Here is an 18976-nt window from a genome sequence, read left to right on the forward strand (position 1 = left end):
CATGCAACAGTATTTTGTCAAAGGCAGTGCTATCTCTCCTGTCACCATCGAGGACAGGGAAACCAGCAAGCATATGTTTCAGGTTATGCGCTTGAAAGAAGATGATGAGGTTACTTTGGTCTTTGATGATGGAATTAAGCGCTTGGCGCGTGTGCTGGATGTGGAAGCCCGTCAGTTTGAGTTGGTCCAAGAATTGGCTGGCAATGTGGAACTGCCAGTCCAAGTGACCATTGCATCCGGCTTTCCCAAGGGGGACAAGCTGGAGTTTATCACTCAAAAAGTAACCGAGCTGGGTGCCAGCCAAATCTGGGCCTTTCCTGCCGATTGGTCGGTCGCCAAATGGGATGGCAAAAAATTGGGTAAAAAGGTTGAAAAACTAGAAAAAATTGCCCTTGGAGCAGCAGAACAAAGCAAGCGAAATCGTGTCCCAAGTATCCAGCTTTTCGAGAATAAAGCAGACTTCCTAGCCCAACTTGACCAGTTTGACTCTATCGTAGTGGCCTATGAAGAATCAGCTAAAGAAGGAGAAAGCGCTGCGCTTTTACAAGCGGTCTCTGGTCTTGAAAAAGGAGCCAAATTGCTCTTTATCTTTGGTCCAGAGGGTGGTCTCTCACCTGCAGAAATCGAAAGTTTTGAAGCTAAGGGAGCAGTATTGGCAGGGCTTGGCCCTCGCATTCTGCGAGCAGAAACTGCACCGCTTTACGCCTTATCAGCCCTTAGTGTTTTATTAGAATTAGAGAAATAAGAGGAAGAAAATGGAACAAAAACACCGTTCAGAATTTCCAGAAAAGGAACTTTGGGACTTAACTGCCCTATACCAAGACCGTGAGGATTTCTTGCGTGCGATCGAGAAGGCTCGCGAAGACATCAACCAGTTTAGCCGTGATTACAAGGGTAATCTTCATACTTTTGAGGATTTTGAAAAGGCCTTTGCGGAATTGGAACAAATCTACATTCAGATGAGCCATATTGGTAACTATGGTTTTATGCCTCAGACGACAGATTATAGCAATGACGAATTTGCCAATATTGCCCAAGCTGGGATGGAATTTGAAACAGACGCTAGCGTAGCCCTTACCTTCTTTGACGATGCCTTGGTGGCAGCAGACGAGGAAGTCTTGGACCGTTTAGGTAAATTGCCACATTTAACAGCTGCCATTCGTCAGGCCAAAATCAAAAAAGCCCACTATCTAGGAGCTGATGTGGAGAAGGCCTTGACCAATCTCGGTGAAGTTTTCTACAGTCCACAGGACATTTACACTAAGATGCGAGCTGGGGATTTCGAAATGGCTGACTTTGAAGCCCATGGCAAGACCTACAAAAACAGCTTTGTAACTTATGAGAATTTCTACCAAAACCACGAAGACGCTGAGGTTCGTGAGAAATCCTTCCGTTCCTTCTCAGAAGGCCTTCGCAAGCACCAGAATACAGCTGCTGCAGCCTATCTAGCTCAAGTCAAGTCGGAAAAACTCTTGGCTGATATGAAGGGCTACGACTCGGTTTTTGACTATCTTCTAGCTGAGCAAGAAGTGGACCGTGCTATGTTTGATCGTCAGATTGACCTTATCATGACGGACTTTGCGCCAGTCGCTCAGAGATACCTCAAGCATGTTGCCAAGGTCAATGGTCTTGAAAAGATGACCTTTGCAGACTGGAAATTGGATTTGGATAGCGCTCTTAATCCTGAAGTGACTATTGACGATGCCTATGATTTGGTCATGAAGTCAGTCGCACCATTGGGACAAGAATATTGTCAGGAAGTTGCTCGCTATCAAGAAGAACGTTGGGTGGACTTCGCTGCTAATAGTGGCAAGGATTCTGGGGGATATGCAACGGATCCATATCGCGTGCACCCATATGTCCTTATGAGCTGGACAGGCCGTTTGAGCGATGTCTATACTTTGATTCATGAGATCGGGCATTCTGGTCAATTTATCTTTTCTGACAATCATCAGAGTTACTTTAATGCCCACATGTCTACTTATTACGTTGAAGCGCCATCAACCTTTAATGAGTTGCTCCTCAGTGATTATTTGGAACATCAGTCTGATGATCCGCGTCAAAAACGCTTTGCTCTTGCGCACCGTTTGACAGACACCTACTTCCATAACTTTATCACCCACCTCTTGGAAGCAGCCTTCCAGCGCAAGGTTTATACATTGATTGAAGAAGGAGAAACCTTCGGAGCAAGCAAACTTAACAGCATTATGAAGGAAGTTTTGACCGATTTCTGGGGAGATGCTATTGAAATTGACGATGATGCAGCTCTGACTTGGATGCGCCAAGCTCATTATTACATGGGCTTGTATAGTTACACTTACTCAGCAGGGCTAGTAATCTCGACTGCAGGTTACCTCCATCTTAAAAACTCTGAAACTGGAGCTGAAGATTGGCTCAATCTCCTCAAATCGGGTGGTAGCAAGACACCGCTTGAGTCAGCTATGATTATCGGAGCTGATATTTCAACAGATAAACCACTCCGTGATACCATTCAATTCTTGTCAGACACGGTTGACCAGATTATCGCCTACAGTGCCCAGTTGGGAGAGTAGGGGAATAGAAAGGTTGTTCTAGAATGATGTTTATGGGCTTGTTAAGCGTCATTCTATTTAGCTTAGCTATAGCTATTTTCAAAAATGCCGTTGAAGGTCGTGGTGTTAAATTTGAACTTGCTGTAGAGTTGCTATTGATAGTTATTTGCTTCATTTTCTATCAGATCGTATTTAATTGAGAGAGCAATATTGAGTTATTTAAGAATGGCTTTTTGATAAGTTGCTAGAAATGTAGAGGTATTGACCATGTATCAAGAGTTACTCAGAAAAATATCTGAAGAAAGACCAAGTTATCATGAGGAAGAAATCCAGTGGTTGCTTGACCATTTGGGAGATCCTTCTCCAGAAATTCGTGATGACCTTGTTTTTACAAGCTTTGCTAGAGGGATTCAGGAAGAGCTATTTACACAGGAACAATTTTATTTCATTGCTGAGGAAATTTTATCTGATGGAGGACTAGACAAAGAGATTGATAAGGTAGGTCTGTCAACCCTTGAACGTTCTTTTAGGGCGCTTATTTATGCAAATCTCTTGTCTGCGGATGCCAACCAGCAATCGATTTTTTATCAGGGATTAAATGCAGGAATTCGTAATGTCCTTTTAAATCAAGGTTTGTATTATCTTTCAAAAGAAAAGGATACAACGGGTTTTTCAAGTCAGTATGGTTGGGTTCATGCTTTTGCACATGGAGCCGATTTACTGACAGAGGTGGTTTGTCATCCAGACTTTCCTAAAAACAGAGTTCATGAAGTATTTGATATACTTGGCCAACTATTTAAAAGAATTTCGATTCGCTTTACAGATGATGAGGATTGGCGTTTAGCAAGAGTAATCTATGAACCTATTTTACAAGGGAAGTTGGAGCAAGAGCAAGTAGCTTCTTGGATAAAAGCTGTTGACTTTCCGATAGAAGAAAGGGAAGATTTTTATAAATTTTCCAACTTCAGATCCTGTCTGTTGGAAGTCTATGTCCAACTTGATCAGAGAAATAGTTTACAAGATGACTTGAAAGAAGCTATCCAGTCTTTTCAATACTAATAAAAAGCGAGTCAGATTTTCGAAAGACTTTCCAAACAATTTTCTTGAAACCCTTTCCCTCTTTTGATAGACTAGTATTTAGTTTTTGAAAAAAGGAGAAAGAAAATGAAAAAATTTGTCGCTGAATTAATCGGTACTTTCATGCTTGTGTTCGTTGGGACAGGAGCTGTTGTTTTTGGAAATGGTCTTGATGGCCTTGGTCACCTTGGAATCGCCTTTGCCTTTGGTCTGGCAATCGTAGTTGCAGCTTACTCAATCGGAACTATTTCAGGTGCTCACTTGAACCCAGCTGTTTCGATTGCTATGTTTGTAAACAAACGTTTGTCATCTTCAGAGCTTGTAAACTACATCCTTGGACAAGTAGTTGGAGCTTTCTTAGCATCTGCTTCTGTATTCTTCCTCTTGGCTAACTCAGGGATGTCAACTGCTAGTCTTGGTGAAAATGCCTTGGCAAACGGAGTCACTGTCTTTGGTGGATTCTTGTTTGAAACAATCGCAACTTTCTTGTTTGTCTTGGTTATCATGACTGTGACATCAGCAAGCAAGGGCAATAGCGCGATTGCTGGTTTGGTAATCGGTTTGTCATTGATGGCGATGATTCTTGTTGGATTGAATATCACTGGGCTTTCAGTAAACCCAGCTCGTAGTTTGGCACCAGCTGTCTTGGTAGGTGGCTCAGCCCTTCAACAAGTATGGATTTTCATCCTTGCTCCAATCGTTGGTGGGATTCTTGCAGCCCTTGTTGCTAAAAACTTCCTTGGAACAGAAGAATAATTGAAACTCAAAAAGCCTTGCTCCTCGATTTGAGGAACAGGGCTTTTTCTTATCTGTTTATACTCAATGAAAATCAAAGGGCAAACTAGGAAACTAGCCGCAGGCTGTACTTGAGTACGGCAAGGCGACGTTGACGCGGTTTGAATTTGATTTTCGAAGAGTATTAACGGTTGTCAATTTTCTCTGGATAGAGGTCGTGTTGGAAGAGGCGTTGTTCTGCCAAGCCTTCATACTTAGTTCCTGGCTTACCGTAGTTGTAGTAGGGATCGATTGAAATGCCACCGCGCGGTGTGAATTTTCCCCAAACCTCCAAATAGCGAGGGTCTAGCAAGTTGACCAAGTCTTTCCCAATGGTGTTGATACAGTTTTCGTGGAAATCTCCGTGGTTTCGGTAGCTAAAGAGATAAAGTTTGAGGGATTTTGACTCGACACAGAGCTTGTCAGGAATGTAGGAAATATAAATGGTCGCAAAGTCTGGTTGAGCAGTGATTGGGCAAAGCGAGGTAAATTCAGGACAGTTAAATTTGATAAAATAGTCATTTTCCACATGACGATTGTCAAAGGATTCGAGGACTTCTGGTTGATATTCGAAAATGTAGTTGGTTTCTTTGTTTCCTAGTAGGCTGAGGTTTTTCATTTCTTCTTGTTGTGACATGATTTTTTCTTTCTAATCTTAAACACCACGTTGGTTATCGTAGAGGAGGGTATGGAGTTGAGGAAGGACGCGGACATTGCCCCAGCTATCGTCGGCAGCGATGCTTTCCCAGAGTTCTTTGAGACGGTCCAGTTGATCTTGGATAATATTGCCTGTGGCCTTGGGCTCAGGATTTCCAGCCGATAAGAAGAGGACATCTGGTTGGTAGCGCTCTTGAATCCCTTTGGCAAAGACCAAATCTGCATCATCAAAGACAGGGATTTTAAAGGTGACCTTGTCTGGATCCAGTTGGGAAACGATAAAGTCCAAGGTCTCAAAGTTGACTTCCATCTTGGATGAAGGAGGTTTGGGACTGAGAGTAACTTGGTCGATGTCTTTCAACCAAGTTTGCCAGCGGGAGCCTTGGGTCTCAACAGCTAGAGTGACACCACGTTCCTTGAGTTTAGTGACGAGTTCAGCCATGTTGGCTGCTAGGATAGCAGGATTTCCCCCAGACAGGGTTACATAGTCGTAGCTCCCTAATTTATCCAAAGCAGCAATGACTTCGTCAGCTGTCATACGAGTTGGTTTTTCAGAGCCATCCCAAGTAAAGGCAGAATCGCACCAGTCGCAGTGGTAGTCGCAACCAGCAGTGCGGACAAACATGGTTTTCTGCCCGATAGCACGACCTTCACCTTGAAAAGTTGGGCCGAAAATTTCCAGAACTGGTAGTTTGAGGACACGTTCCCTAGTCATCTAACCACTCCCGTCTAAACTCTGCAAAGGCAGTCGGAGTCTCATAGAGGCGAACGTATTCCAAACGGAGACCGCGCTCGTCTGGCAACTCTTGGTTCATGGTTTGGAAAATCCAGTAAACCATATTTTCAGCAGTCGTGTTCATATAGGGAAGAGTCTCATTGAGATAACGATGATCCAAGTGGGGCTCTAAGTAGTTCTTGTAGATCGCTTTGATGTCTCCGAAATCGTAGGTCATGCCACGTTCATCTAAAAATCCACTGACAGCAATCTGCAGATGATAGGTGTGACCATGAAGGGATTTGCATTTTCCCTCATAGTGAAAGAGATGGTGAGCAGCATCGAAGGTAAACTCTTTTGATACCAAGGTTCTGTGAGGATTGTAGACAAGAGACTCTCCGGTTTCCTGTTTGATTTCTTTGGGTGCGAAAAACATTAGGCCTCTCCTTTCTGTGAGAGATAAACATCTAGACCATGTTGACGTAGATGGCAGGCTGGGCAATCTCCACAGCCACTTCCGATAATCCCGTTGTAGCAGGTCAAGGTCTTTTCACGAACATAGTCAAAGGCACCGAGTTGATCAGCCAACTCCCAAGTTTCAGCCTTGTCCAGCCACATGAGAGGTGTTTGGATAACAAAGTCGTAATCCATGGCCAGGTTGAGGGTGACATTGAGGGATTTGACAAAGACATCACGGCAGTCAGGGTAGCCTGAGAAGTCTGTCTCGCAGACACCTGTCACGATGTCTTTAATACCTCGTTGCTTGGCAAGAACTGCTGCAAAGGATAGAAAGAGGTGGTTGCGACCGTCAACAAAGGTATTGGGAACCTCTCCCTCTTTTTGCTCAATTTCCAGATCAGAGGTCAAGGCATTTTCAGTGATTTGCCCCAGCAGAGACATATCTAGGATGTGATGACGAATACCCTGTTCCTTGGCGATTTCTTTAGCGACTTGAATTTCGAGATGATGGCGTTGACCGTAGGCAAAGGTAACGGCTTCGACCGTTTCATAGTGTTCTTTAGCCCAAAAGAGGCAAGTTGTAGAATCTTGACCGCCACTAAAGACGACCAAGGCTGATTGACGTTTCATAGTACTCCTTCCGAAATGAGAAATGTTCAGAGCACGCAAAAAGCTCCCTTGAGGGAGCTAAAAAATACCAAGTTAAGGTTTTTTTTAGCGATGGCATGTCCCAAACATCGTAATATTCTACTTACAGTCTAGCATATTTTTTGAAAAATGGCAAAGGGCAAGAAAAAAGAGACCAAAGCAAGTACTTGGTCTCTCGTTTTATTAGCTCAATTCAGCAACGATGGCCTTGATTTGTTCTGCTGTGTGTACACCAGCAACTTGTTTGACAACTTGGCCGTCTTTTTTGAAGAGAAGAGTTGGGATAGACATGATTCCAAAAGCACGAGCTGTGTTTGGATTTTCATCAACGTCCATTTTAACGATTTTCAAAACATCTTCTGAAAGTTCTTCAGACAATTTGTCCAAGATTGGACCTTGCATACGACATGGACCACACCAAGTTGCCCAGAAGTCTACTAAGACCAAACCGTCTTTTGTTTCTTGTTCGAATGTTGCATCTGTAATTGCTTTTGCCATTGTATTTCTCCTTTTTTAGTTATATTGGCTTAAATCTTGTTTCATGAGATAGAAGAAGACATCTCCATAAGTCCCATGGTAGTCCAAATCATGACCGTTGTAAGTCAATTTTTGGACAGGGTAGTAGTCTGCGACGCCGATAAGGCAAGCTTGTTGTGAACGATCAAAATCTTCATAAGACTCGAAAGTCACAGTTCTTTCGTTCTTGCTGGCATCTAGATAAGTAATTTCAATCATTTTAAAACTCCTTTGTTTAATGATGACTTTATTTTACTCCTTGTAAAAGAGAATGTCAAGAAAAATGATTGCGCACGCAACTTTTTTCTAAAATCATCTTAAAGCAAGAAATCCAAACCAGTTTCCAAGCTTTCTTCGACAGCCTTTTGTAGCGAGGCCAGTGTCTTTTGCCCATCACCTGTCAGGCAGATAAAGCTAGAGCGCCTATCTTGATCACAGCACCTGCGACTGAGTAGACCACAATTTTTAGCTTCTAAGCGAGCCACCATCCGAGAAACAGCGCTCGGGCTCAGATGAAGTTTATCAGGCAAATCAATCTGTCTTAGAGATTTTTCTTGGGCCAAGTCCAGATAGTAGAGCAGGTAAAACTCTTTCAAGGTCAGACTTTGTTCACTCTGATTAGCAACAGTCTCTTCTAAGAGACTTTCAATTTCTTTCTGACGCCGATTGAAGTCAAACCATTTTTCCAAGTAGGTCATAGTATCTCCTTTCTTTTTAGAGTTATAACATAGAAGAATGTCCATTCACGGACAGTCTCTGCATCACAAGATGATTGCGCATGCAATAATTATACTACTTTTCAAAAGAGCTGGCAAGAAGGACGCAGGCATCTTTTATCCTAAATCATGCCTATTTTCACAAGTCAAGAATTGTTTGTATCCCCTTTCTATTTCTAATTTTCATTATCTCTTGTGCATTTCCTTGAAATTTTCTGAAAAAAGAGTAAACTGGTATGCAAGAAGTCTATTTCGTGGAGTATAGGATGAAATTATATGTTCAATTAATGATTCTCTTTGTGATTTCTCTAATCGGAGAGGGGATTTCCAGTTTCTTTCATTTGCCTATCCCAGGCAGTATTATCGGTTTGATTATTCTCTTTCTAGCCTTGCAATTCAAGTGGCTGAGAACTAGACATGTCAATATGGTGGGGAATTTCTTGCTGGCCAATATGACCATTCTCTTTTTGCCGCCAGCAGTGGGAATCATGGAGAAGTTTGATGTGATTGCTCCCTATCTTTTGCCAATTGTTTTGATTGTCTTTTTTGCAGCGGTCATCAATATTATCCTCATTGCTTTGGTGGTTCAGTTTATCAAACGACGGTTTGAGGGAGATTATGAGAAAGGAGATGCCAAATGAGTGAATTTGTTTCCAATCCCCTGTTTGGGCTTGCCCTGTCTATCCTAGCTTATCTAGTAGGAATGATGATTTACAGACGTTTTCCCCATCCTTTGACAACGCCCTTGCTTTTGTCAGCCATTTTCATTATCATTTTTCTAAAAGTGACAGGTATTTCTTACCAAGATTACTACCAAGGTGGGGTTTATTTGAACAACTTGATTGTCCCATCGACTGTTGCTCTAGGGATTCCGCTTTATAAGAGTTTTCATTTGATGAAGCACCATGCTCGGAGTATTCTCTTTGGTAGTCTGTTAGCAGTAGTTGTTAATACCTCTTTCACAGCCCTTGTGGCTAAGATTTTTAGAATGGACTTTTTCCTAGCCATTTCTCTCTTTCCGAAGTCAGTGACAACCGCCATGGCAGTGGGAATCACAGAAAAATTGCAAGGTTTGACGACTGTGACCTTGGTCGTTGTAGTCGCAACTGGGATTTTAACCAGTGTCATCGGCCCAACCCTTTTGAAGTGGTTGAAAATTGACGACCCAGTAGCTGTTGGTCTTTCTCTTGGAGGAACAGGCCATGCAGTTGGAACGGGAACAGCCTTCCGATACGGCTCTGTAGCAGGAGCTATGGGTGGTTTGGCTATCGGTGTCACCGGTATTCTCTATGTCTTTGTCAGCCCTATTGTAGCTAGTTTGATATTGAGTTAATACTCTTCGAAAATCTCTTCAAACCGCGTCAACTTCCATCTGCAACCTCAAAACAGTATTTTGAGCTGACTTCGTCAGTTCTATTCACAACCTCAAAACACTGTTTTGAGCAACCTGCGGCTAGTTTCCTAGTTTGCTCTTAGTATAAAAAGCAAGGAATTCGGGTTCCTTGCTTTTTAAAATCGTATGTTATAGACTATTACTTTTCTTTGCTTAAATGAATGACTTGGTCATAGTGTTTTAAGTCTTCTTCCGTGTAGTGGTGAATGACTTCAATGACTGTCTGAGGTAGGGAGAAGAGCAAGTCGCTAATTTTTCTGCTATTTTCCGAGTCAAGATTGGCCTTAATCTCATCTGCTAAGATGAGTTGGCTATCATGGTAGAGGGCGCGAGCGATTTCTAGGCGTTGCTTCTCGCCACCAGACAGACTATCATTGCTGAGCGTTCGATTTTTCAAATGTTCTAATCCTGTTTTTTTGAGGATATGATTTAAAGTCTCTTTATTTTTATCCAGTCCCAGAAGGATATTATCTTCCAGAGAGAGCGTGTCAAAGTAATGGCTATCTTGGAGGATATAGGAACTAAAGCTTGTGATTTCTTGACGTGACAAGTTCTGACCAGCAAAGCTAATCTGTCCACTTGTTGGTGTCTCTTCTCCATGAATGATATTGAGCAGGGTTGTTTTACCAGAGCCACTTTCCCCGATAATGGCATTTTTTTCTCCTTGCTTGATGTGTATGGAAATCGGAGATAAGAGACTATTTCCCTCTTTTTCAAGGGAGATGGTGTCAAGTTGGATAGGGAAAATATTTTCTATGCTTCTAGGCGAGATGGAGTCAGACTGACCCAAAAGTTTTTGGTATTTGTTGAGAAGACTTCGAGTTGCTTTTCGGGTGTTGGTAAAGTAAGCCAACTCTTGGAATTGATAGCTGATATTATGGGAAACTAGATAGATGGCCACAAAACTCGCCGCGTCTAAATAATTATAGTAGGTCATAAATCCACCAATGACGATTGGTGTAACAGAACAAAAGGCATCGATGCTATTGATAAAGAGACTGTTTAAAGTTCGTTGTTTTTCATAGTTAATTTCGGTATCTAGACTGGTTTGTAATTGCTTTTGATAGCGAGCAAAAAAGTAGTCTTGCCCCTGATAATGGCGAATTTGTTGGCTACCACCAATAAAATTTGTCAAGCTTGCTAAGTAGCTCTGGTTAACAGTGGACCGCTTTTCAGAAAGTGAATCCAAACGCTTTGATCCGATAGCACTGCAGAGGACAGGAAAGGAGTAGAAGAGGATGAAAATCAAACCCAGGTAAAAATTGGTCCACAGGGCATAGAGAATGGACACAGTGGTAAAACCCAGAGAAGAAATGATGATAACCGTTGGCTCAATATAGCTTTCTTCTAGTTGCTTGACGTCGTTTTCTAGGTCAGACAAAATATCCTTTTCATCAATCTCATAACTGTTTAAAAATCGCTTGAAAATAGCACTCTTGATTCCATATTTGAAGTCAGTAATCAAACGGGCGTAGTAATAGCGTTTCCCAGCCAAACCCAGTAATAGGATGAGGTTTCCAAGGATTCCTAAAATCAAAACTTTCCAAAGAAGGCCTAGTTCTTGATTGGTAAAACTAGCAACAATATTTTGAACAAGGGCTGGCGTGATAATCGCTTCCAGCCAAGTAATGGCAATAGAAAAGAAGTAAAGCACGAGGTGCTTCTTGGAAAAGAAATTTTTAAGCATAGCGGATAAACCTTTTGAAATTATTAACGAGTTTAGATATTTTGGATTGATCTTGTGAAAGATAAATAATTTCTTTAATACAATATTCCATTAATTCAGGCTTATGACATTCTATAAATTGTCCATCTTCGTTAATTACTGAAGAATAACCATCAATGATATTGGCAACGCATTCAAGACACATACCTTTACACCAACAATCTTTACATTGTTGGAAGTATTCTTTATTATTAAATAGCTCTGCTTTAGAGCTATTATGAGTTCCCCAAAATCTAAAACACAATTTTTTGCTACCATCAACATCAAAAGTTATGGTATTTGAAGGATCTATATCGTCGCAGAATGTATGATTAGTACTCTTATAAATCATAGAAATTAAAACATCATATAAGATGGGACTTATAAAAGCTTTTTCATTATTTTCAACAATATTATTTATAGAATCAGTAATGAATTTTTTCCTATCTACTAAGCTTTTTTCCATTTCTTTAACCACAAGCACCTTATTTTTACTAAATACGTCATTGATGTTAAAGTGTACATCCATATTTGTAAAATATTGGAAAATATCATCTCTACTTAGAGAATGTAATTGATGTAGTCTAGTGTATGTTGAAGCAATTTCAAAATTAGTGTAGTTTATAGTTTTTAAATAGTGGATAAATTTAGTAGTTTTACGATGGCTACCTTTACCTCTTAATTTATCATGTATAAATTCTGGACCATCTAGACTAATAGTTAGATATGGTTGGAAATTATCTATTATTTTTTTAACATTATTATTTAGTACTGTTCCGTTAGTCACGGTTTCTATTTTAAGTATAGTTGTAAATTTGGAAAATTCTTTAATAATGTATTCGAATAATTGAGTATTAAGAAAAGGTTCTCCACCAAATAGGATAAGTCTATTAATTTGTGTTATACCTCTAAATTTGACTTCGTTAATAATCTTATCAGCAGTATCTAGAGTCATGATTTTATTATCCATGCCGTAATTTCCACCATCCGCATAACAGTAAGAACAGGATAAATTGCAACTGTTAGATATGTTAATAACAATTTTTTGTAAAACATTTTTGGGGATGTAGGGGGGCTTATAGGAGGTAGTTCCCTCTACTGAAGAAGTAGATAATGTGAATTTATCACTATCGAAATAATAATCCCCAATACTAGTATATATTTTTTTTAGCATAATATCACCATTATAAAATAAAGGAGACGAGTGAGAACTCGTCTCATAGAAAACTATCGTCCACCACCACAAGAATGGCTTGGACCACAATGACCTGGTACGGAGTAAGTTTGATCTGTATCTAATAGATCTTCAAGGTCAATAATTTGCACTGTTCTCATATTTTCACCTCCTTAATTTGATGATTTAATGATACTCTTTTTGAAATAATAATTAAAAATTTTCCCATATAAGAAAATTATTTCAGTTCTTCTATTACCTTTGCTAAATGTTTTTCAAATTTTTTTGCTAAGCTATCGCTGTGGACTAACTTCATCGTTGCTATGCACTTTCTCATTTCTAAAACAGAACGTTTATTTTTGTCTTTTTTTAAAGTATATAAGTTTTCGGCATAGTGAAAAACTAATTTTTCATATATCTCAGTTTCTGTGAAATAACAATGTTTTAGTTGCTTTTTAAAATATAAAGAATCTAAAAATTCCTCTCTTTCTATACACGTGATATATCCATTTAGTAACATGGTGGCAAGCAATCTACGATAATGTGGTAAATCTCTGTAGAATTCGGAACGTTGACACATTTCTCTTGATAAGCACATCATAGTAGGGTGAGATAATACATCTAGAGTATTCATAAACAAAAGTAATTCATAGCATCCCCAGTATTCCACAGAAAAAAGATAGTCAGATAGATATTTAATATCAGATTCATGGTAATAGATTTTTTCTGACAAATCTTGTAAGCGAATTTTTACTAGAATGGTATTCAGAGTATAGAATTTCTCTCTTTTGGTAGTCTTTTCAAGTTGAGAAATAAGTAGTTTTTCCATTCCTGAAATATCTCTTTTAGAGCTTAGAAGTCGAATTTGCTCTAATAATTCATTTATTTCATCCCGATGAAAGTCATTTGCAGCATACATAAATTCTTCGACAGGCATATTAATAGCATCTAATGCCTGCATAAATTTACTAATCGTCAGATCAGAATTTTCTCTTTCAAATCTAGAAATATGTGATGTGGATAGACCATGTTTTGCAACATCTTTTAATGTTAATCCACGTGATTCTCTAAATTGTTTAAAAATTTTTCCGTAATTTTTCATTTGTGTTACCTCAATTGCTTATATGGGAATTTTTTAGTATGTTTTCAAAATATTATATCATATATAAAAAAGAAAGTGAGGTTGTTTATATGAATAAAAAGATGATTGTAACCATGGTTCTATGTATTCTAGAGTCAATAATTGTTATTGGTGTTGGCTAAAACCAAAATTAGTTAGCAATAATCTAAAAAACACAGAAAATCAATTTTTTATTAATTTGATTTTCTGTGTTTTTCTTAAATAGATGTTATCCTTTTTGATTGTGAAACTATTGCAAATTAACCTTGTTTCGCAAGATGTGATAAGTTCCTAGATAGTAGATGGCTATAAGAATAACTTCTTCCAGAATAGTCATGATAATGCCCATCTGGAATTGATCAGCTCCTCCAGAGGTTGATGGGAAGTAGAAACCAGGGTTAGAACGATAGAAGAGTTCAATAAAGCCAACGACGATTTGGATACCAATGTAGGCTACAATTGACAGTGCAGTACGGTATTCATTGAAAAGCTGTCCAATGGAAATAGCCAAGTAGATGCAGAGGATTCCAGAAATGGTATTTAGTAGGAAGGATACCCCCATAAGAGAGAGTTGAGGAAGGTGTGTTTCTATAAATGGAATCAAGTCAGAAGTTGCAAACCAATTTGGAGCCGTTAGAGTCAGAACAATAAAAGCACTTAGAGCTAGTACAGCAGTGCTGACAATAGACCAGATAAAGGCACCAACTAGTTTGGCTGTGATGATATGGTGTTCAGAAACTGGCAAGGTTAAAGTCAGATAGCCTTGTCGGTCATAGACACTTCCTTTGAATCGTTTAATAATCAAGAAGATAGTTGAAATCGCAAGTGTAATCATCAAACCACCAAAGACAGTAGCTAGAAAAACAAGTAGAACAGATAGATTTTTTTCAGGTAGTTTGATTAAGGATTGTGCTTGTATCCCGATAAGGGCAGAAAGGATGAGCACGGCAGCGTAAAGGGCTAAATACCACTTGTTAACATTTTTAAATTCGTAGCGAACTAAATTCCAAAACATAATAATCTCCTTTGCTTAGGCCTTAAATTCCTGACGGAAGAGTTGGTCAATGGATTCACCTGACTCATAGCGAATGTCATCTACATTTCCTTGACGAACGACTTTTCCATCTTTGAGGAAGACAATTTCATCCAAGATTGGCTCGATATCAGAAATCAAGTGGGTAGAAATCAAAACGGTAGAAGTTGGGGAGTAGTTGTTGATAATGGTATTGAGGATATAATCACGAGCAGCAGGGTCTACCCCACCAATGGGTTCGTCCAGAACGTAGAGGCGGGCATCACGGCTCATAACCAAAATCAGTTGGACCTTTTCCTTGTTCCCTTTTGATAATTTCTTGAGACGACTATTTTCATCAATGCCAAGGTCTGCAAGCAGATGATGGGCGCGTTCTAGATTGAAATCTTTATAGAAGGTTTTGAAGTAGGTTAGGGCTTCTTTGACCTTCATTTGCTCATTGAGATAGGTCGTATCTGGCAAATAAGCTACGATGGCCTTGGTTGCTGGGCTTGGGTCCATGTCGTTGATAAGGACGCGTCCTTGATCTGGTTGTAAGAGGCCATTGATTAGTTTAATCAGGGTTGTTTTTCCTGAGCCGTTTGGCCCAAGAAGACCAACAATTTTTCCAGCTGGGATGTCAAGAGAAACATTTTCAAGAGCTGGGGTTGCTCCATAAGATTTGGATACATTTTCAAATGCTAGTAATGACATAGGCTTAAACTCCTTTAATATAATCGCCGACTACGCCTGGTAGTTCTTCTTTTTCATAGCCAAAATGGGTCATGGAGGAAACGAAGTGTTCCAATTCTTCTTCTGATAGTTGTTTGCGCGATTGGGCAATCAGTTCCTTATCCTCGGTCACAAATCGTCCAGTTGTTCGCTTACTGTAGACAAATCCTTCTCGTTCGAGGTCTGACAAGGCCCTTTGGATGGTGTTGGGATTGACACCAGCCTCGCTCGCTAGTTCCCTCACGGTTGGAAGTTGTTGGTTGGGTTCCAGTGTATGGGAAACAATCTGAAGCTTGATTTTCTCCATAATCTGTAAATAAATGGGTTTTTTATTGTCAAATGTCCAGGACATCTTGGTCTCCTTTCTGTTATCTATTTGTCTTAATTAAATAATACAACAAAACAAAAAACTTGTCAAGCAAAAAGAAGAATTGTTTTGGGAATCGCTTAAAAAATGGTATAATGAAAAGAAAACGATAAGGAGGGAAAGGATGCGTTGTCCAAAATGTGGGGCTACCAAGTCAAGTGTTATCGATAGTCGCCAAGCAGAAGAAGGGAACACCATTCGTAGAAGACGTGAGTGCGATGAATGCCAGCACCGTTTTACAACCTACGAACGGGTAGAAGAAAGAACCTTAGTGGTTGTTAAAAAAGATGGCACGCGGGAACAATTCTCCAGAGATAAAATCTTTAATGGAATTATCCGCTCAGCCCAGAAACGTCCTGTGTCAAGTGATGAAATCAACATGGTAGTCAATCGTATCGAACAGAAACTCCGTAGTCGAAATGAAAATGAAATTCAAAGTGAGGACATTGGTTCACTCGTTATGGAGGAGTTGGCTGAGTTAGATGAGATTACCTATGTACGTTTTGCCAGTGTTTATCGTAGTTTTAAGGATGTTAGTGAGCTAGAGAGCCTGCTCCAACAAATCACCCAGTCCTCTAAAAAGAAAAAGGAAAGATAAATGAAGCCAATTGACCGTTTTTCTTATCTAAAGAATAATCGGGTGTCGCAAGATACCTCATCTCTGGTACAGTGCTACCTCCCGATTATCGGTCAGGAGGCGCTGAGCCTTTATCTTTATACAATCAGTTTTTGGGATAATGGCAGAAAGGAATACCTCTTTTCAAGTATTCTCAACCATCTCAACTTTGGGATGGATAGACTGATAAAATCCCTGAAAATCCTATCTGCTTTTAATCTCTTAACCCTCTATCAAAAGGGGGATGTTTATCAGCTAGCCCTCCATGCTCCTCTTTCTAGTCAGGACTTCTTGGAACATCCTGTTTATCGCAGGCTTTTGGAGAAAAAGATTGGCGATACAGCTGTGGAGAATTTGAAAGTTGAAAGTGCTGATGGAGACGAAATACCTGTCTCACTCAATCAAGTCTTTCCAGACTTGGCAGAACTAGGTAGTCAAGAAGACCTTGGTATCAGGAAGAAAGTGGCCAACGATTTTGACTTGGACCATTTTCGTCAGCTCATGGCTCGAGATGGGCTTCGTTTTGCGGATGAGCAGTCAGATGTTTTGAACCTGTTTGCCATTGCTGAGGAGAAGAAATGGACTTGGTTTGAGACCTATCAATTGGCCAAGTCAACAGCTGTTTCCCAGGTTATTTCAACCAAACGCATGCGGGAAAAAATTGCTCAAAAACCTGTTTCCTCTGACTTTAGTCCTAAGGAAGCAACTATTATCAAAGAAGCTAAAAGTAAAACTGCCCTGCAGTTCTTAGCAGAAATCAAACAAACACGCAAGGGGACTATTACCCAAACAGAAAGAGACCTCTTGCAACAGATGGCTGGCTTGGGCTTGCTGGACGAAGTCATCAACATCATTCTCTTATTGACCTTTAATAAGGTGGATTCGGCAAATATCAATGAGAAATATGCCATGAAGGTAGCCAATGACTATGCTTATCAAAAGATTCATTCGGCAGAAGAGGCAGTCTTGCGTATCCGTGAGAGAGGGCAGAAGAGTCAGGCTCAAAAAAGCAGTAACCCTAGTCCTTCCAAGTCCAATGTACCCAAGTGGAGCAATCCAGATTATAAAAATGAAACCAGCGAGGAAACTCGTCTGGAACTAGAACGTAAAAAACAAGAACTATTAGCGCGATTAGAAAAAGGAGGAGATTAGATGGAAAGTGTCGGAGACGTACTCAAGCGTCAACCTAGCCGTTTTCATTATCAAGATTTGGTCCAGAAAATCATGAAGGACCCTGATGTTGCGGCCTTTATCCAGCAAGAATCCCTTACTCCAGAGGAATTGAATCGCAGTATCTCCAAGTTTAATCAGTACATCACCGAGCGTGACAAGTTTCTCCGTGGTGATACGGATTATATTGCCAAAGGCTACAAGCCTATTTTGGTTATGAATCATGGCTATGCGGACGTTTCTTACGAAGAAACTCCTGAACTAATCGCAGCGGAAAAAGAAGCGGCTATTAAGAACCGTCTCAAGTTAATCAATCTACCAGCCAGTCTCAAGAAAGCTAGTTTGGCTCAAGTTGACTTGGATGATTTGGGGCGCTTGCCAGTTTTTGAAAAGCTATTAGCCTTCGTGGAGCAATATCCAGTTATTCGAAAAGGTCTTTACTTGTATGGAGACTTTGGTGTGGGCAAAAGTTTCATGGTGGCTGCCCTAGCCCATGATTTATCAGAAAAACGTGGTGTTTCATCAACTCTCCTCCACTATCCTAGCTTTGTCATTGATGTCAAAAATGCAATCGGTGATGGTAATGTCAAGACCTTGGTGGATGAGATTAAGCTTTCTGAAGTCCTGATTTTAGATGACATTGGTGCCGAGCAATCAACACCTTGGGTGCGTGATGAAATCCTGCAGGTCATTCTCCAATATCGGATGCAGGAAAATTTACCGACCTTTTTCACATCCAACTTCAACTTTGAAGAATTGGAGCAGCATTTCGCTAAAGGGAAACATGGAAATGACGAAACCTGGGAAGCCAGACGAGTCATGGAACGCATCCGTTATTTGGCTGAGGAGACTCGTTTAGAAGGAGTGAACCGTCGATGACAGAAACAATCAAATTAATGAAGTCTCATACTTCAGTACGCAGATTTAAGGAGCAAGCCTTTCCTCAGGAGGACTTGACTGAAATCTTGACAGCAGCTCAGATGGTCTCGTCTTGGAAGAATTTTCAATCCTACTCTGTGATTGTGGTACGAAGTCAAGAGAAGAAAGATGCCTTGTATGAATTGGTACCTCAAGAAGCCATTCGCCAGTCAGCTGTTTTCCTTCTCTTTGTCGGAGATTTGAACCGAGCGGAAAAGGGAGCCCGACTTCATACCGACACCTTCCAACCCCAAGGTGTAGAAGGTCTCCTGATTAGTTCAGTCGATGCGGCTCTTGCTGGTCAAAATGCCCTGCTGGCAGCTGAAAGCTTGGGCTATGGTGGTGTGATTATTGGCTTGGTGCGTTACAAGTCAGAAGAAGTGGCAGAGCTTTTTAACCTGCCTGACTACACCTATCCTGTCTTTGGGATGGCACTAGGTGTGCCAAATGAGGAACATGAAGTCAAACCTCGCTTGCCATTGAATCAAGTGGTCTTTGAGGAAGAATACCAAGAGCAGCCAACTGAGGCAATCGAAGCTTATGACCGTGTACAGGCTGACTATGCTGGAGCGCGTGCAACCACAAGCTGGAGTCAGCGCCTAGCAGAACAGTTTGGTCAAGCTGAACCAAGCTCAACTAGAAAAAATCTTGAGCAGAAGAAGTTATTGTAGAAAGT

24 protein-coding genes are annotated in these 18976 nt (G+C 40.5%); 10 read left to right on the top strand and 14 right to left on the bottom strand.

Annotation, left to right across the window (positions count from 1 at the left end):
* The first annotated feature begins 1 nt into the window (after nucleotide 1).
* From N8N51_RS06125 to N8N51_RS06140, 4 genes are all read left to right on the top strand, one after another.
* Nucleotides 2-745, top strand: coding sequence for a 16S rRNA (uracil(1498)-N(3))-methyltransferase (locus N8N51_RS06125; RefSeq protein WP_261103797.1), 744 nt, complete (start codon nucleotides 2-4; stop codon nucleotides 743-745).
* 10 nt (nucleotides 746-755) lie between these two features.
* Entirely contained in the window at nucleotides 756-2552 is a 1797-nt protein-coding gene (gene pepF / locus N8N51_RS06130; RefSeq protein ID WP_261103799.1) for an oligoendopeptidase F, read from the top strand.
* Between the two features lie 246 nt (nucleotides 2553-2798).
* On the top strand, nucleotides 2799-3590 hold the full coding sequence (locus N8N51_RS06135) for a DUF2785 domain-containing protein (protein ID WP_261103800.1): 792 nt from the start codon (nucleotides 2799-2801) through the stop codon (nucleotides 3588-3590).
* A 105-nt stretch (nucleotides 3591-3695) separates the two neighbouring features.
* Entirely contained in the window at nucleotides 3696-4364 is a 669-nt protein-coding gene (locus tag N8N51_RS06140; RefSeq protein ID WP_261103802.1) for an MIP/aquaporin family protein, read from the top strand.
* A gap of 163 nt (nucleotides 4365-4527) precedes the next feature.
* On the opposite strand, the gene queF is transcribed toward N8N51_RS06140, so the two are convergent.
* From queF to N8N51_RS06175, 7 genes are all read right to left on the bottom strand, one after another.
* A complete protein-coding gene (queF, locus tag N8N51_RS06145; protein WP_000082587.1) occupies nucleotides 4528-5019 on the bottom strand; it encodes a preQ(1) synthase in 492 nt (163 codons plus the stop codon).
* Nucleotides 5020-5037: 18 nt separating this feature from the next.
* Nucleotides 5038-5754: a 7-carboxy-7-deazaguanine synthase QueE gene (gene queE / locus N8N51_RS06150; RefSeq protein WP_261103804.1), complete on the bottom strand. Its 717-nt coding sequence runs from the start codon at nucleotides 5752-5754 to the stop codon at nucleotides 5038-5040.
* Nucleotides 5747-6190, bottom strand: coding sequence for a 6-carboxytetrahydropterin synthase QueD (gene queD, locus N8N51_RS06155; RefSeq protein ID WP_000464573.1), 444 nt, complete (start codon nucleotides 6188-6190; stop codon nucleotides 5747-5749). Before queD ends, queE begins: the two co-directional genes overlap by 8 nt.
* Nucleotides 6190-6843: a 7-cyano-7-deazaguanine synthase QueC gene (gene queC / locus N8N51_RS06160; protein ID WP_049552387.1), complete on the bottom strand. Its 654-nt coding sequence runs from the start codon at nucleotides 6841-6843 to the stop codon at nucleotides 6190-6192. The genes queD and queC overlap by 1 nt, the downstream gene beginning before the upstream one ends.
* 201 nt (nucleotides 6844-7044) lie before the next feature.
* A complete protein-coding gene (gene trxA / locus N8N51_RS06165; RefSeq protein ID WP_001029581.1) occupies nucleotides 7045-7359 on the bottom strand; it encodes a thioredoxin in 315 nt (104 codons plus the stop codon).
* Between the two features lie 15 nt (nucleotides 7360-7374).
* Nucleotides 7375-7596, bottom strand: coding sequence for a DUF4649 family protein (locus N8N51_RS06170; protein WP_000570256.1), 222 nt, complete (start codon nucleotides 7594-7596; stop codon nucleotides 7375-7377).
* A gap of 98 nt (nucleotides 7597-7694) precedes the next feature.
* Nucleotides 7695-8075 carry a MarR family winged helix-turn-helix transcriptional regulator gene (locus tag N8N51_RS06175; protein ID WP_261103805.1) on the bottom strand — a complete coding sequence of 127 codons (381 nt, stop codon included), beginning with the start codon at nucleotides 8073-8075 and terminating at the stop codon, nucleotides 7695-7697.
* Between the two features lie 284 nt (nucleotides 8076-8359).
* Between N8N51_RS06175 and N8N51_RS06180 the strand changes: the two genes are divergently transcribed.
* Complete coding sequence (locus tag N8N51_RS06180; protein ID WP_000781325.1) at nucleotides 8360-8734, top strand: CidA/LrgA family protein; 375 nt, start codon at nucleotides 8360-8362, stop codon at nucleotides 8732-8734.
* Complete coding sequence (locus tag N8N51_RS06185) at nucleotides 8731-9426, top strand: LrgB family protein (RefSeq protein WP_261103806.1); 696 nt, start codon at nucleotides 8731-8733, stop codon at nucleotides 9424-9426. Before N8N51_RS06180 ends, N8N51_RS06185 begins: the two co-directional genes overlap by 4 nt.
* Nucleotides 9427-9625: 199 nt before the next feature.
* On the opposite strand, the gene gggC is transcribed toward N8N51_RS06185, so the two are convergent.
* From gggC to N8N51_RS06215, 7 genes are all read right to left on the bottom strand, one after another.
* Nucleotides 9626-11173 carry a streptosactin export ABC transporter GggC gene (gene gggC / locus N8N51_RS06190; RefSeq protein ID WP_261103807.1) on the bottom strand — a complete coding sequence of 516 codons (1548 nt, stop codon included), beginning with the start codon at nucleotides 11171-11173 and terminating at the stop codon, nucleotides 9626-9628.
* Nucleotides 11166-12365: a streptosactin maturase GggB gene (gggB, locus tag N8N51_RS06195; protein WP_261103808.1), complete on the bottom strand. Its 1200-nt coding sequence runs from the start codon at nucleotides 12363-12365 to the stop codon at nucleotides 11166-11168. The genes gggC and gggB overlap by 8 nt, the downstream gene beginning before the upstream one ends.
* 53 nt (nucleotides 12366-12418) lie before the next feature.
* Nucleotides 12419-12526, bottom strand: coding sequence for a streptosactin (gene gggA, locus N8N51_RS10575; protein WP_447466043.1), 108 nt, complete (start codon nucleotides 12524-12526; stop codon nucleotides 12419-12421).
* A 77-nt stretch (nucleotides 12527-12603) separates the two neighbouring features.
* Nucleotides 12604-13467: an Rgg/GadR/MutR family transcriptional regulator gene (locus tag N8N51_RS06200; protein WP_261103809.1), complete on the bottom strand. Its 864-nt coding sequence runs from the start codon at nucleotides 13465-13467 to the stop codon at nucleotides 12604-12606.
* A gap of 268 nt (nucleotides 13468-13735) precedes the next feature.
* Nucleotides 13736-14500 (bottom strand): hypothetical protein, encoded by a 765-nt coding sequence (locus N8N51_RS06205; protein ID WP_261103811.1) that lies wholly within the window; start codon nucleotides 14498-14500, stop codon nucleotides 13736-13738.
* Nucleotides 14501-14515: 15 nt separating this feature from the next.
* Entirely contained in the window at nucleotides 14516-15211 is a 696-nt protein-coding gene (locus tag N8N51_RS06210) for an ABC transporter ATP-binding protein (RefSeq protein ID WP_004256110.1), read from the bottom strand.
* A 4-nt stretch (nucleotides 15212-15215) separates the two neighbouring features.
* Nucleotides 15216-15581, bottom strand: a complete 366-nt coding sequence (locus N8N51_RS06215) for a GntR family transcriptional regulator (RefSeq protein ID WP_000119149.1) — start codon at nucleotides 15579-15581, stop codon at nucleotides 15216-15218.
* A 139-nt stretch (nucleotides 15582-15720) separates the two neighbouring features.
* On the opposite strand from N8N51_RS06215, the gene nrdR reads away from it, so the two are divergent.
* From nrdR to N8N51_RS06235, 4 genes are read left to right on the top strand one after another with little or no spacing between them, the layout of a single operon-like run.
* A complete protein-coding gene (gene nrdR / locus N8N51_RS06220; protein WP_061759264.1) occupies nucleotides 15721-16194 on the top strand; it encodes a transcriptional regulator NrdR in 474 nt (157 codons plus the stop codon).
* Complete coding sequence (locus N8N51_RS06225; RefSeq protein WP_261103813.1) at nucleotides 16195-17364, top strand: replication initiation and membrane attachment family protein; 1170 nt, start codon at nucleotides 16195-16197, stop codon at nucleotides 17362-17364. It begins immediately after the preceding gene.
* Complete coding sequence (gene dnaI, locus N8N51_RS06230) at nucleotides 17365-18261, top strand: primosomal protein DnaI (RefSeq protein WP_261103814.1); 897 nt, start codon at nucleotides 17365-17367, stop codon at nucleotides 18259-18261.
* Nucleotides 18258-18971, top strand: coding sequence for an NADPH-dependent oxidoreductase (locus N8N51_RS06235; protein WP_261103815.1), 714 nt, complete (start codon nucleotides 18258-18260; stop codon nucleotides 18969-18971). Before dnaI ends, N8N51_RS06235 begins: the two co-directional genes overlap by 4 nt.
* The last annotated feature ends 5 nt before the right edge of the window (nucleotides 18972-18976 follow it).

The organism is Streptococcus mitis (genome assembly GCF_946188685.1).
Taxonomy (GTDB): Bacteria; Bacillota; Bacilli; order Lactobacillales; family Streptococcaceae; genus Streptococcus; species Streptococcus mitis_CC.

Coding starts and splice junctions, on each gene's coding strand:
- N8N51_RS06125 (WP_261103797.1), top strand. CDS start 2: ATGCAACAGTATTTTGTCAAAGGCAGTGCTATCTCTCCTGTCACCATC.
- pepF (WP_261103799.1), top strand. CDS start 756: ATGGAACAAAAACACCGTTCAGAATTTCCAGAAAAGGAACTTTGGGAC.
- N8N51_RS06135 (WP_261103800.1), top strand. CDS start 2,799: ATGTATCAAGAGTTACTCAGAAAAATATCTGAAGAAAGACCAAGTTAT.
- N8N51_RS06140 (WP_261103802.1), top strand. CDS start 3,696: ATGAAAAAATTTGTCGCTGAATTAATCGGTACTTTCATGCTTGTGTTC.
- queF (WP_000082587.1), bottom strand. CDS start 5,019: ATGTCACAACAAGAAGAAATGAAAAACCTCAGCCTACTAGGAAACAAA.
- queE (WP_261103804.1), bottom strand. CDS start 5,754: ATGACTAGGGAACGTGTCCTCAAACTACCAGTTCTGGAAATTTTCGGC.
- queD (WP_000464573.1), bottom strand. CDS start 6,190: ATGTTTTTCGCACCCAAAGAAATCAAACAGGAAACCGGAGAGTCTCTT.
- queC (WP_049552387.1), bottom strand. CDS start 6,843: ATGAAACGTCAATCAGCCTTGGTCGTCTTTAGTGGCGGTCAAGATTCT.
- trxA (WP_001029581.1), bottom strand. CDS start 7,359: ATGGCAAAAGCAATTACAGATGCAACATTCGAACAAGAAACAAAAGAC.
- N8N51_RS06170 (WP_000570256.1), bottom strand. CDS start 7,596: ATGATTGAAATTACTTATCTAGATGCCAGCAAGAACGAAAGAACTGTG.
- N8N51_RS06175 (WP_261103805.1), bottom strand. CDS start 8,075: ATGACCTACTTGGAAAAATGGTTTGACTTCAATCGGCGTCAGAAAGAA.
- N8N51_RS06180 (WP_000781325.1), top strand. CDS start 8,360: ATGAAATTATATGTTCAATTAATGATTCTCTTTGTGATTTCTCTAATC.
- N8N51_RS06185 (WP_261103806.1), top strand. CDS start 8,731: ATGAGTGAATTTGTTTCCAATCCCCTGTTTGGGCTTGCCCTGTCTATC.
- gggC (WP_261103807.1), bottom strand. CDS start 11,173: ATGCTTAAAAATTTCTTTTCCAAGAAGCACCTCGTGCTTTACTTCTTT.
- gggB (WP_261103808.1), bottom strand. CDS start 12,365: ATGCTAAAAAAAATATATACTAGTATTGGGGATTATTATTTCGATAGT.
- gggA (WP_447466043.1), bottom strand. CDS start 12,526: ATGAGAACAGTGCAAATTATTGACCTTGAAGATCTATTAGATACAGAT.
- N8N51_RS06200 (WP_261103809.1), bottom strand. CDS start 13,467: ATGAAAAATTACGGAAAAATTTTTAAACAATTTAGAGAATCACGTGGA.
- N8N51_RS06205 (WP_261103811.1), bottom strand. CDS start 14,500: ATGTTTTGGAATTTAGTTCGCTACGAATTTAAAAATGTTAACAAGTGG.
- N8N51_RS06210 (WP_004256110.1), bottom strand. CDS start 15,211: ATGTCATTACTAGCATTTGAAAATGTATCCAAATCTTATGGAGCAACC.
- N8N51_RS06215 (WP_000119149.1), bottom strand. CDS start 15,581: ATGTCCTGGACATTTGACAATAAAAAACCCATTTATTTACAGATTATG.
- nrdR (WP_061759264.1), top strand. CDS start 15,721: ATGCGTTGTCCAAAATGTGGGGCTACCAAGTCAAGTGTTATCGATAGT.
- N8N51_RS06225 (WP_261103813.1), top strand. CDS start 16,195: ATGAAGCCAATTGACCGTTTTTCTTATCTAAAGAATAATCGGGTGTCG.
- dnaI (WP_261103814.1), top strand. CDS start 17,365: ATGGAAAGTGTCGGAGACGTACTCAAGCGTCAACCTAGCCGTTTTCAT.
- N8N51_RS06235 (WP_261103815.1), top strand. CDS start 18,258: ATGACAGAAACAATCAAATTAATGAAGTCTCATACTTCAGTACGCAGA.